Here is a 13,799-nt window from a genome sequence, read left to right as displayed (position 1 = left end):
TCTTCTTGTCAAAAACAAATCAATTTTGATCCTGACTTTGAAAACACCCTGCTCTCCGGTGGGAGAGGGGAGTTTTAAAAGATATTAAGCAAAAACGAAATTACTATCAGCAATGGTGGTATTTAATAAGATACCTACATCTTGACCGAAAGCGGTGATAATCACATCGCTACCGTCTTGGTTATAGCTGAAATCGCTACTACCTAAACTTAAAGTAGTATTGAGGAAACCAATTACATCTCCTTCACTAGCGTTGAAATCACTGATAATATTAGGGTTAGAGGGGAGGGCGCCCTCATCCGTATATAACCAGAATTGGTCAGCACCCATAGCGCCGGTGACACGATTACCGCCACCACTGGTACTAATGAAGAGTTTATCATCACCAGCACCAAGGATAATACGGTTATTAGTTCCAGCGAACAAAGTATCATCACCGCTACCAGTATCAATACGACTACCACTACCAGCTTGAGATACATCAATAGTATCCATACCACTACCAGCAAAGAATAATTGACGATCACCAGTGAAACCATTATCAGCAAAAGCAGAATCAAGGTCATCATCACCAGCACTACCGGCAGGGATTAAGGCGAGGGGCGCTGGGGTATTATCCACAGGTAACACCGTGTCTTCACGGAAATTAAGGTTTTGAATTCGAGTATCCTCTTCAATAGGAGTGTCAGCTTGACTAAAGGCTTGATCCGCAGTGGGATGAAATTCCGCTAAATACTCCGCTAAAGCATCCTGTTCACCCGCAATGGGTAGATCAGAATTATTAGGTAAGCCGTTAGGACTTAAATCCTCTAATTTAACGATATTGCTAAAATAGAAAACAGGGTAGCCATCACCCCCACCCTCTAAGAAATCCAGAATTACCATCTTATAAGTGGCATTCGGATCAACTACTAATTCACCGTTGACAACGATTGCTTCTTTCGTGCCATCTTCACGGTTTAAGACGAGATTTTGGATTCTTTCACCCTCCACCGCAACACCAGTAGCAAGACCATTAGCATCACGGGTAAACTCAATAGCCGTATTATCAGGATCGAAACTGAAGCTAAAACCGCCAATTTGTCCGAATTGTCCAGGGGTTACACCCGGCGCCCATCGTGCCACAAAATGCTCTGCTAAATCTTTGATGCCTTGGGCAGAAATATCAGCCACAGAGAGTTTATTATCAAAACGTAAAGAATTTTCAAGGTCTAAGACAGAAATATCCCCTTCTTCTTTGCCTACGGCAGGATTGGCTTGGGGAGGTAATTGAATTAACTCGTTTGTGCCACCATCAATGAAGGATACGCCAATTTGATCTCGGATACCGCCACCATTTTTCACGGAAATATCCACTTCTAAACCGTATTGTCGGGCATACCAGAGGTTAGCATCGGCTGTTAAATTACCGAGGTTAGTTTCTTCCGTACGCACACTAGAACGAAAACCATTGAGCCATACTTCTGAATTACCAAAGGTGGTGGCATCTTTGCCATTAATAAAATCACCAATATTATCCACAACCGCTACTAAGTCTGGATTAGCTACTTCTTTGACTTGCTCAAAAGTAGTGATATCTGCGTCATAAAGTCGATCAACCCCAGCAATATCCGTGGCAAAAGTACCGCTATCATCGCCGATTTCAATAACTTGACCTTCGGAATCAAATTCGACAATTAACTGCCCTAAGTAACGATAATTAGAAGCTGTATTGATTAAATAAACATCATTACCATCAGCATCTTGGAATACTTGAGGATAAGGTTGCAACAACTCAGGAGGAACTTGAGTTTCATCTTCACGCAAAATATCATCATCATTAGCCATGACACGATGAGAACCACCGCCCATGATAATATCAACGCCAGTGAGTTTAGTTGCCAAAGCCTGTTCCATCTCAAATTCTTGTAAGTGAGTCATCAAGACAATTTTATTGATACCTTGACTCATTAATTCATCTACAAAGGGTTGAATATTATCGGCTAAATTTTGGGCGTTAACCTCAATGTCTCGACTGGTAGGATCAGTTAACATGGTGATACCACCAATATTAGCGATTTGAGGCAGATAAGGCACAACTGCACCAATTACTCCCACTTGTTCACCATTGACATCGATAACAACACTTTCCGTTAAGCTATTGGGTAAGGGCGCTTGACCAGATTCGACTACTAAATTTTTCAAGTTAGAGCTATCGGTAGAATAGTCTAAGTTAGTAGATAAGTAAGGGAATAATGCACCAGCATAGCCTGTATTGGGATCAATTCCCACTCCTTGAATACTAGGGTTGGATGCGATAGCATTGAAAAAAGCACCCGGTCCAGCATCAAACTCGTGATTACCAACAGCGGCGGCATCCCAACCTAAAGCATTTTGAACTAAGATGTCTGCAATGCCTTGTCTTCCATAAATATCAAAACTAGCATTAAAGAAAGGTCCAGCGATGAATAAATCTCCAGAAGTTAGTTTGAGAGTATTTTCATAGCGCCCTTCTAAGGCATTCATGACGGCAGAAAAACCGATAGCATCTTGTTGTAAGGCTGAAATACCAGCTTCTTGATCGGAGGCGTGAAGTAGTTGTAATGTGAAGGTTTCAGGCGCTTCTACTTCATACACAGTAGTAGTACCACTTACCTCATTACCTACTAATAATAAAGGATTGCCATTGGGGCTATCTTCAGCACTGACAAAATTAATACTTTCTGGTCCTAAATCTCCAGCAGCGGGGTTAGAACTACCATCTTCTAACTGTTCTGGAACACTAAAATCACGGTTGTTGATGTACTGTACAAACTGAGCATCCGTAGGTTCACTGACATCATAAACCATGATACCGCCCACTCTTTCTAAACCGATGAAAGCGTAAGGAGTGCCGTTAATTTCACCCACTGCGAGCGCCTCTGGTTCAGGTCCTTTATCATCAGAGCGCGCGTCAAAAGAGCTATTATCATCATTATTGCTATTGAAAAACTCAGGAATTTCTCTAGCAACAATTTCCTCAAACTCACTACCACTATCAAATACTAAAGTAGCGTTTTCATCCCAAATAGAGAAAGAACGGGCGCCGTAAGCGTATAACTTGTCGTAGTCACCATCATTATCAGCGTCACCCAAAGTAGTGGTAATATTTAAACGACCTAATTGATCATCAGCTTGTAACTCTTGAGCATTAGGGAAAGCTACAGGGTCTAAAATTAAATCCTTAACCCGATCTTCTTCACTAAAACCATCATAATCACGGCTATCACCTTCATTGGCAGTGAAAATGTAATTCATGCCGTTGATTTCAAAAGTGGCAATGGTATCAGGTTGAAACATCCCTAACACGGGCCAATTACGAATATTGATGGTATCATCACGATTACTAGCATCAAAGGCATTATTTAAACTAAAAACACCTAAACCAATGGGAACACCAGCTTCAGCAAAATCATTATCATTTAAAACAGCGATGGTAGTATTGTCAATTAAAGCTAAACCTTCGGGTTTGTCTGTGAAAGTATAACCATTGGCAGTTAAATCAACATGAACCTCTTTAGTTACAGGCATAATACCTTTAGCCATTAACTGTTCAGGAGTGAAACTATCAAAAGTTTCATTAACCCCTAAAATATCAGCAGGTAACTCCATCAAATTGGTAGCATTAGCTAAATTGATGCGAAATACCACTTTTTGAGAATCATCTTCGAGGCTAGAATCTCTTTCAATGACTAAAAACTCACCGATTTTGTTAGTAGCAACGGCATCACTGATTTTATCGCTACCACTGCCCATGTCTTCTTGAATGTAAAGATATTCGCCCACAACTTCACTGGTAGCAGGATCAAATTCTAAAATTCTGGTAGTTTTGCTGGTGTCAGCATCAGGATTATTGAAAGGAGACTGCACAAAACCATAAAGTTTACCATCTTGTAAGGCAATGGCTTCAAAACCACGATTAGCTTGACGGGTGTTATATTCTTCAGGAAATACACCAGTACCAACTTCATCAGGCAAACCTTGAGGCACAAAACGATTAATTAGAGTACCATCGGCTTCAAAATGATAAATAGCAGGACGATATTCGTCAGCCATCCAAAAAGTACCGTCAGGGGCAACCACAATGCCTTCTAAGTCTGCACCTAAAGGATCAAAGCCTAAAACATTACCATTTTCATCGATGGGGATTCTACCACCATCATCAGATGCCAAGTTAGGTAAACCAGTTAAAGGAGTGCCATCCTGACGGGTTAATAAAATCGTTTCTCCTAATTGAATATCGCCACTATTCGGGTTATATTCAAAGCGCACGACACTAGGCTGTAAATCTGGTAAATAATAAGTGCGTACTCTTTCTGCTGTACCATCACCATTTAAGTCACGATTACCTGTTTCAGTAGGACCGATGTCAGGATGGGTGATAAATTTGTAGTTACCGTTATCAGGATTAATTCCTTCAAAGTATAAACCAGAAAAACCACCTAATAAAGTTTCCCCAAGGGTGGTAGATGTACCGATAACGGGTAAACTAGCTTCGTCAAAGAAAGCGATATTAGCATCAGGGACGAAGTTATGATCTTTAAATCCTAAAGGTGCAATACCTGTAACTGTACTGGTGGCAATATCCACTACTGCTAAAGCGTTGTTTTCCTGTAAAGAAACATAAGCGGTGCTAGAATCAGCAGAAACGGCGATATATTCAGGTTCTAAATCTTGAGAAACAGTGGCATTACCATTATTGCCGAAAATTCTTACACCCTGAGCCATTAAAGCATCTTTTTGAGCATCGAAAGCGTTAAAGTCAGCAGTGGATACAGTAGCGCTAGCTACACCATTACTTAAATCGATGATACTGATAGAACCTTCGGGATCGATGTCATAATTGTCATTGGGTTCACCTTCATTAGCGGTCAATACTTTTGTACCATCAGGGGTAAAAGTAACCATGTCAGGTAAAGCGCCCACCACCACAGTATTAAGGGGGGTTTGAGGGGCGCTGAAATCACTGTTAGAATTGAAAAAAGCAACTGTACCTGCATCAGTTTTGCTGTTAGCCTGGATAGCGATAGCCACTAAACCGTCCTTAACTGCCACACTGGTGGCAACACCGCCCAGATTTGAGCCATCAATAGCCCCAATTTTGACGGGGTTAGTCGGATCAGTTAAATCTAATACATCTACGGATACCGCTTGAGCATTGACGACAAAAGCTCTTTGAGTGGCAGGATCGAAAACCACAATTTCTCCCGCGCCTTCACCGAAAACACCAGTTTGATATGTCCCAATGGGACTAATACTAATTGCCATTTTAATTTTTATTTTGCGTACATTAACAAGAAGTTCTAATTAAAGGTGACTTCCTTTGTAACACCCTATCTCAAAAGATTTAAGACAATATTAACCCTTGAATAACAAAAGGTTAAGATAATGTAGAATGTAGAATTTAGAATTTACGCACCAACAATTAAGCATTAACACTTTATAATTCATAATTCATAATTCATAACTCATAATTCATTAAGGGATTTGGCTAAATTAAGATTAAAAAAAGTTTCACCGTAACTATCACCAGCTATCACAGAAAAGGGTAAACTAGGTTCACCCAAATTATTTAAAATCAAGTCAGCGCCCGTAAAATCATCATGAAGGGTGTAATCATTAACGGTGATAACAGTAGTTAATCCAGCGCCCTTCGCCGCGCGCAATCCCACTGCCGTATCTTCAATGGCGAGACATTCTTGGGGCGGTAATTGTAATTTCTGCAATGCTAATAAATAGATGGAGGGCGCTGGTTTTTTCTGGGCTACCATATCCCCCGCCACAATCACCGCAAAACAATCTTGTAAATGGGCTGGAAAAATATGATTAATTAAGGCTTCCACATTATCAATGCCCGAAGTCGAAGCAATAGCCATTTTTATATTACTCTCCTTCGCCTCCGTAATTAAACGAATCACGCCAGGGCGCAAGGAAATTTTATTTTCCGTAATTAGCTGTTGAAAATATTTATTTTTTAATTGATAAACCTTGACAATAAAATCATCATCGAAGGTAAAATCAGGGTGAAAATTAGTTAGATAATACTTGAGACGCTCTTTCCCTCCACCAATCGCCAACAAATTACCATATAACTCCACACTCCAACACCAAGGCAACCCCAGAGACTTAAAGGCATGATTGAAGGCAACTCGATGCCCGTCTCTTTCTGTTTCCGCCAACGTGCCATCTACGTCAAATATTAAAGCTGATAAGCTCATTTCGTCTATCCAGCGTAATGATAATTAGTGCTGACACTATTAACTAAAGACTGTAATCTTTGTTCTAAACTGTTTTGACCTTGTTCAAATCTACCATGATTAAGTGATTTTTCCTGAACTTGATTATCAACTCCGTAAACAACTTTATCATTTAACAACATTTTAAAACTTTCTGTTGTCCAAGGAGATTGATGGGGAGTTTCTACTAAAGTTTGAGCAGAGAAGGAAATACTATCACAAAAAACATGATCAAATACTGTTAAAGAGTCTAACTGCAAATCTTCTACTAGCGCCCCTGTGAGGTTAGCATTGGTAAAATCAGCGCCCTTCACCGTTGTAGTAGTTAAATCAGCTTCGATGAAACTCGCTTTAATTGAATTACTGTGGGATAAATCAGCTTCAGTGAAATAAGCACCATTAAAATTACCTTTAGCTAAATTAGCATAAGGGAGACGGGCGCTGATAAAATAAGCCTCTAAACAACTGGCTTCTTGAAGATTTACCCCTGATAAACAAGCACGACTGAAATCAGCTTGGGAAAAATAACCGCCGTATAAATTAGCATCCTGTAAATTGCCTAAGCTAAAATCAGCATCATTGGCATAAACCCTAGTTAAATTAGCTTGACTAAGATTCGCTTTTGATAAGTTTGCCCCAGCTAAATTAGCTTGACTAAGATTTGCACCCTTAAAATTTACCCCTTTAAGGTTAAGATTATTTAAATTAGCATCCGTTAAATCAGCACCACTTAAATCGGGGATAGTCGTAGGGTTTTCTTTTCTCCAATTATTCCAAGTGGTAGAGTGTTGAGTGATGAGTTCTAAATGAATTACGTTAGCCATTATCTTTTTGTCCTCGATGAGTAAATATTGAATCTTTATAAAATTTCTGGGTGAGTTCATAACAAATCTTAAATTTTTGTTAAGCTCACTTTCTATTTACCATCACAAATGTGTATATCTTGTGGAGAGTTGTTTAAAAGGGCAAAGTTAAAAGGGCAAAGGTGAGTAGGTTTCAGGCTTCAGGTTGCAGGTTTCAGGTGTAATTTTCAAACCTAATACCTGACACCTTTACAGCTGTGCTTAAAACCTTTATTTGATGAGGGTTTTGATTTATTCAGCAACCCCTACTTAATTGTTAGTGCCTAAATTCTAAATTATTCCCCCTTTTTCATCACACCTTATCTATTTACGCTCAGGATGCCCAAACCAAGTTCGTTGATTTTGATCAGAAGTATATTTTTTTAAATTTTTGACGAGACACATTTACCCAGTCTTTAGCATCATATTTCGGTAATTTAATTAACCAAGTTAAAGGGGGATAAACGATCCACTCACCAAAACGAATAAACCAAAAAATCGGAATTGCTAGGGCTGTAATCCATACAGCTAAATGATTTCGCCAAGCGCCCACCGCTCGACTCAGGGTAGGATGAATTTTCTGCTTAGTCTCAACTTGATGAGTTAACTCGTGTAAAATAATCCACACCCATAGCGCACTCAATTCGGCTAATAAAGCAATGGCAATACCCCACCAACCCTGAAAAATAACACCGATGACTAAGGGTAAAAGCATGAAATAAGCCAATGCTAAATCGATGCCGGGCGCTTGGCAAAAAAAATCATTGATTTTTTGACCAGTGTCACCACTCTTTGCGGTTAAGTGTAATAATCCAGCCCCTGAAAGTAACCCAATAATTAATGAGATATATAATTCTGCTTGAGTAATTGTCCATTATTTACAAATACTTTTGCACTATGCCCCAACCAGTTAAACCCACGAGAAGAAAAGCAAAAAACAAAGCAATATTAACCCGAATATGGAGGGCGCGCGCCCAAGATTTACCTTGTCTGAGGCGGAGGGCGCTGTAAGCGGAAACTAACGTTAAACCTACAATTAACAACCCGGCGGGTAAATGCCAAGAATGCCCCAAACTACCGTAATAGCCTAAAGTACCAATTAAGCCAATAGATAATAAAAGTAAAATTGCCAGTACCATGATAATACCCACCACCCAATGTAAAGGAGTTAACCAACGGGGGCGAGGTTTTCTGTTTTGTCTCAAGATTAAAAAAGCGCCCCCCGACGTAGCCAACACAATATAAAAAAACATCGCAAAACCCATAGCCCAAGCGGCGATTTTCCATAACCAGAGAAAAGAAGGTAAATTCATAGTATTTCCTAAAAAAACATTACTCCCCTCTCCTGCGGGAGAGGGGTTGGGGGTGAGGGCAAAGCATTTTGCTCCCGACTTTGCCAATCCCCTGCTATAGAAGAAGCGTAAAGGCAAATAGAAAAAATAACACCTTAATTATGGCGCAAATAAGCCTCAATAAAAGGCTCTAAATCACCATCAAGAACATTACTAACGGTAGTTACCTCCACATTAGTGCGCAAATCCTTAACTAATTGATAAGGATGTAAAACATAATTACGAATTTGTGTACCCCAACCAGCTTCCACTATATCCCCTCGAATTTCAGCGATTTCCAGCGCCCGTTGCTCTTCCGCAATTATCATCAGTTTAGCCTTGAGAATCTCTAAAGCGCGCTCCTTATTTTGTAACTGCGATCTTTGTTGAGTGCATCTTACCGCAATCCCAGTCGGTAAATGAACTGCCCTAACCGCCGTTTCCACCTTATTGACATTTTGACCACCCTTACCCCCAGCGCGCGTCGTCGTAATCTCCAAATCTTGGTCAGGTATCTCCACAGTAATCGCTTCATTTGCCAATAAAGGCATCACATCCACCCCAGCAAAACTGGTTTGACGTTTCCCATTGGCATTAAAAGGGGAAATGCGCACCAAACGATGAGTACCTTTTTCCCCCCTCAAATAACCAAACGCCCAGCGCCCTTCCACCTCAATGGTAACGGACTTGATTCCAGCCTCATCTCCATCGGAAATTTCTAAAAGATTAACCCGATAATTTTGCTTTTCTGCCCAACGGGTGTACATTCGTAAGAGAATTTCTGCCCAATCTTGAGCATCCGTACCACCAGCGCCCGCATTGATAGTTAAAATTGCGCCTTTTTGGTCATAAATACCACTAAGTAAATTTTGTAACTCCCAGCGATCTAACTCTTGATGTAAACCCTTAATATTTTCCTCAGCTTCTTTGATTAAATCCTCATCGCCATCTAATTCCCATAAATCCATCAAAGCGCGTAAATCTTCAACGCTACTTTGCCATTGATGAAACTGATCCCAACTGGATTTTAACTCATTAAGTTGCTGTAAAGTTTGTTGAGCATCATCACCTTGTGACCATAAATCAGGCTGACTGGCTAACTGTTCTAAATCATTAATTTCTGCTTTTAACTTAGGTAGGTCAAAGATAGTCCTGAGTATCACTCAGGCGCGAAGTTAACAACTCAATTTCTTTCTTTAAATCCGCTAATTCCATTTTTAACCCATCAAAATCGCAAACAAAAGGATTTTATCATCTTTTGAGATTTTGTTAAACTGCTACAAAACTATTATTCACCAAAAACAAAGGGCTTAAACCCCTCAATGCTGTTGCATTTTCAAAAATGTCAGTTTCTCAAAATAGCTAATAGTCTGAAATTAAGAGGTTTTTAACTACTAATTAATCAAATAATAGAAAATATTGCTCCCCTCTCCCTCCCCCCTCTTCCTAAGCAGGGCGTTTTCATTCTCAAAAATGTTAGTTTCTCAAACTAGCCAATAATCTGAAATTCAGAGGTTTTTAACTACTAATAAATCAATTAATAGTAAAAAATCCTCCTGTCTCCCTGAATCTCCCCCCTTTTTAAGGGGGGTTGGGGGGGATCATCCTTATATTGTCTTCTTGTCAAAAACAAATCAATTTTGATCCTGACTTTGCAAATCTCCTGTTACGCCCCTTGCCTGAAGCAAAAGAAAGAAAATTTAAGCGATATTATTGGTAGATAACACCACAGAATCATCATCCCCTTGATTTGCCAAGCGCACGAAAACTACGAGGGGCAAAACCCCTAGCAAAATGCCTAAAAAGATTGGTACATAAAAACTAGCACCGATACTCATTACCATCGCAAAACCAAAATTACCCAAATAAACTATGACAGGAATAGTAAGGGAAATTTGGGAAAAATCAAGGGGTTTGATGCGCCAAATAATGGTAGAAATAGTCATAAAAACAGCGCCCGTGCCGAACCAACCGACGAAGTTTTGATAAGGCATACCGAAAAAAGCACCCGGTTGATCCCACAACCAAAAAGGCATGGTGGTTTGGCTCATAGCCGGGTCTAAAACGAAATCCCAAGAGGTTAATAGTAAAGAACCAAAAATAATGGCGCCCAAATCTTTAACAAAATTATTGATAGATAAACGCTCTAAACCTACTCTGGCAATAAGATAACCGCTAAAACCCAGATAAAACCAAGATAAGGGAATGGTAAAGGGAACTAAGCCAGAAATTTTATAGCCTAATCCAGAGAGATAATGATACTCTCCGAAGGGAAAACCCGTGCTAGTGCCTAATAATTCGCTGGTGAGGGAAATCCCCAAAGCTGGAATCATAAAACCTAACCAGTGCCACATTCCCAACTGACGATAGGCAAAAATTGCCACTGTTGCCCAGCCTAATATCATATAGACGACTCCTCCACCGATCATCGACCAACTAAAAGCAGATTGCCCAATAGGCGGTAAATTTGCCACAAATTCAGGATGAGGTAACACTAACAATAATCCAGCTAAACCGAAAACCATTGCCAGTAAATGCCCGATTAAAAAGTAACCTTCTATTTCCCTAATTATTTGTTTCATCAATACTGATCTCCTACTACTGTTTATTTTTCTACTTCTTAACATTTTATTAAAAATATTTACAAATTTTAACTTTATTCGGAAACTAATGGACCGGCTGTTTCAAAATAAGAGGTAGAAGTTCACTATGATTTTATCGGTAAGGGAAGAAGAAACCCAGTGAGGATGTCAAGTCACAATATAAATTCTTCCAAAAAAATTAATAAAAATGTGCATAAATTCCCAAAAATTTACTGATAATTAGATCGAGACGAAAATATCTAGGACTGAGTATGGTTTTGAGTATGCTAGAAAATATTGATTTATCCGCAACTTTCAACATCGCCATTTTGGGAAGAAGTTGGAGAATTAGATAAATTAGAAACATTGGTGGGTGAAAAAAAAACAAAGTGCCTTAAACTCTTAATTAATGGCAATTTTAGGAAATTTACCTAAACCTGGGCAGAGGACTGAGTGACCTCTGTTATTAGGTTTAAAGATTAAAAGGATTATGCCGGGAGGCGGAATTGAACCGCCGACACGAGGATTTTCAGTCCTCTGCTCTACCAACTGAGCTATCCTGGCTTGTTACTCACGTCTATGTATTATAACTAATCTTTTTTTCTTTGACAAGTTTTTTGTTTTACTTTTTTATCCAGCGCCCTCCACCATTTCCTAAGAAGAGACATGGGGAGAAAGGGAAGAGAAGGAGAAAATAAAAGATTTCCCACACAAAACGATTTTTTGAGTACAATAACTGTTAATTCAGAACAAAAGGAACTATATTAAAGTTTTCTTGTCCTGTCATAATAAAATTACTTTGAACAAACTATGTGTGGAATAGTCGGTTACATTGGCACTCAAATCGCCTTAGATGTTCTTGTTAGTGGTTTAGAAAAATTAGAATATCGTGGCTATGACTCAGCAGGTATCGCTACAGTTTACCAAAATCAGTTAACCACCATCAAAGCCAAAGGAAAACTTCACAATCTGCGCACTAAACTAGAAAAAGAATTAAATTATGCTCAAGTCGGTATCGGGCATACCCGCTGGGCAACCCATGGTAAACCTGAAGAATATAATGCCCATCCCCATAGCGATAATAAAAATAAATTTGCAGTAGTACAAAACGGTATTGTCGAAAATTATCAAGAATTACGCAAAGAATTAAAAGAAAAAGGTCATAATTTTGTTTCTGATACTGATACTGAAGTAATTCCCCATGTCATCGCTGAATATTACCAACCAGAAATAGAAGATGCTTTTATGGAAGCGGTGCGGAAAAGTGTCCATCGTTTGGAGGGCGCTTTTGCCATTGGGGTATTATGTGCCGATTATCCCGAAGAATTGATCGTAGCGCGCCAACAAGCGCCCCTCATCATCGGTTTTGGACAAGGGGAATTTTTCTGCGCCTCTGATGTCACCGCTTTAGTAAACCATACTAACGCTGTGTTAGCTTTGGAAAATGGCGAAATTGCCAGATTAACACCGTTGGGAGTAGAAATCTATGACTTTGACGGGAAACGTCTGCGCAAAAACCCTCGTATTTTAGATTGGAATCCCGTGACGGTGGAAAAACAAGGTTTTCGCCATTATATGCTCAAAGAAATTCACGAACAACCTTCCGTGGTGCGCACCTGCTTGGAAGCATATATTAACCCTCAGTGGCATGAGGAAAATGAGCAACATCCCCTCAATTTAAATCTAAAGTCTGAATTAACTGCTGACTTACAGCAAATACAAATTGTCGCTTGTGGGACTTCATGGCACGCTAGTTTAGTTGGTAAATATTTACTAGAACAAATTGCGGAAATTCCTACTTTTGTGCAGTATGCCTCAGAATTTCGTTATGCACCTAGCCCCATGATTGCCAATACCATGACGATTGGGGTAACTCAGTCGGGAGAAACGGCAGATACCTTAGCGGCGCTGGAAATGGAAAGGCAGAGGCGCATTGTCAAAGGTGGTACTTATAGCCCTCGTATTATCGGCATTAGCAACCGCCCAGAAAGCACCCTTGGTACAATGGTTGACCAATTAATTAATACTTATGCTGGCATTGAAATTGGCGTAGCAGCCACAAAAACTTTTGTGGCACAAGTCATGGCGTTTTATGTCCTTGCCCTTGATTTGGCATGGCAAAGAAAAACTATTTCTCCTTCTCGCATGGATGAAATTTTAGCTGGTTTATCTCAGTTACCCATTCAAATTGAGAAAATTTTACAAACGGAAGAACCAAAAATTCAAGAGTTGGCACACCATTTTCCTGAAACTAGAGATTTTATTTTCTTAGGAAGAGGAATTAACTTTCCTATTGCCTTGGAAGGGGCGCTGAAACTGAAAGAAATTAGTTATATTCATGCGGAAGGCTATCCTGCGGGGGAAATGAAACATGGACCTATCGCCCTACTTGATAGTCATGTGCCTGTGGTTGCCATTGCTATGGCAGGAAGTGTATATGAAAAAGTACTTTCCAACGCGCAAGAAGCTAAGGCAAGGGATGCCCATTTGATTGGTGTTGTGCCTCCTAGTTATCAAGGAGATGTCTTCCAAGATTTGTTAACAGTGCCAGAAGTGGAGGAGATTTTTTCCCCTATTTTAGCGGTAATTCCCTTACAATTACTTTCTTACTATATAGCTTCTCTGCGTGGCTTGGATGTGGATCAACCTCGTAATTTGGCTAAATCTGTAACGGTGGAGTAAATGGTGGAGGGCGCTTCTAGCTCCTGTAAAAAGGGGGCGTTGCATTTTTATGGGATGATTTATAATGAAGGAAAAAGTTTTATGACAGGAGTAGTAAAAAGAAGAAAT

At 39.7% G+C, this 13,799-nt stretch carries 8 protein-coding genes and 1 tRNA gene; 1 reads left to right on the top strand and 8 read right to left on the bottom strand.

Annotated features, from left to right (window positions below; genetic code table 11):
- Window positions 1-84 precede the first annotated feature (84 nt).
- From IGQ45_09465 to IGQ45_09430, 8 genes are all read right to left on the bottom strand, one after another.
- Window positions 85-5,286: a choice-of-anchor I family protein gene (locus tag IGQ45_09465; GenBank protein MBF2057433.1), complete on the bottom strand. Its 5,202-nt coding sequence runs from the start codon at window positions 5,284-5,286 to the stop codon at window positions 85-87.
- 200 nt (window positions 5,287-5,486) lie between these two features.
- Window positions 5,487-6,236 carry an HAD family hydrolase gene (locus IGQ45_09460; GenBank protein MBF2057432.1) on the bottom strand — a complete coding sequence of 250 codons (750 nt, stop codon included), beginning with the start codon at window positions 6,234-6,236 and terminating at the stop codon, window positions 5,487-5,489.
- Between the two features lie 5 nt (window positions 6,237-6,241).
- Window positions 6,242-7,078 (bottom strand): pentapeptide repeat-containing protein, encoded by an 837-nt coding sequence (locus IGQ45_09455; GenBank protein ID MBF2057431.1) that lies wholly within the window; start codon window positions 7,076-7,078, stop codon window positions 6,242-6,244.
- A 385-nt stretch (window positions 7,079-7,463) separates the two neighbouring features.
- Window positions 7,464-7,811 (bottom strand): hypothetical protein, encoded by a 348-nt coding sequence (locus IGQ45_09450; protein ID MBF2057430.1) that lies wholly within the window; start codon window positions 7,809-7,811, stop codon window positions 7,464-7,466.
- 163 nt (window positions 7,812-7,974) lie between these two features.
- On the bottom strand, window positions 7,975-8,409 hold the full coding sequence (locus tag IGQ45_09445) for a DUF4079 domain-containing protein (GenBank protein ID MBF2057429.1): 435 nt from the start codon (window positions 8,407-8,409) through the stop codon (window positions 7,975-7,977).
- Between the two features lie 134 nt (window positions 8,410-8,543).
- A protein-coding gene (prfB, locus tag IGQ45_09440) for a peptide chain release factor 2 (GenBank protein ID MBF2057428.1) occupies window positions 8,544-9,642 on the bottom strand; the annotation gives its coding sequence in 2 pieces (ribosomal slippage) (window positions 8,544-9,569 and window positions 9,571-9,642; 1,098 coding nt in all).
- Between the two features lie 485 nt (window positions 9,643-10,127).
- Window positions 10,128-11,009, bottom strand: coding sequence for a carotenoid biosynthesis protein (locus IGQ45_09435; GenBank protein MBF2057427.1), 882 nt, complete (start codon window positions 11,007-11,009; stop codon window positions 10,128-10,130).
- Between the two features lie 491 nt (window positions 11,010-11,500).
- Window positions 11,501-11,573, bottom strand: a tRNA-Phe gene (locus IGQ45_09430).
- Between the two features lie 246 nt (window positions 11,574-11,819).
- Between IGQ45_09430 and glmS the strand changes: the two genes are divergently transcribed.
- Window positions 11,820-13,691: a glutamine--fructose-6-phosphate transaminase (isomerizing) gene (gene glmS / locus IGQ45_09425; GenBank protein ID MBF2057426.1), complete on the top strand. Its 1,872-nt coding sequence runs from the start codon at window positions 11,820-11,822 to the stop codon at window positions 13,689-13,691.
- Window positions 13,692-13,799 lie beyond the last annotated feature (108 nt).

The organism is Cyanobacterium sp. T60_A2020_053 (assembly GCA_015272165.1).
Taxonomy (GTDB): domain Bacteria; phylum Cyanobacteriota; class Cyanobacteriia; order Cyanobacteriales; family Cyanobacteriaceae; genus Cyanobacterium.
The sequence above is the reverse complement of the archived record's forward strand: the minus strand, read 5'-3'. Positions and strand labels throughout refer to the sequence as shown.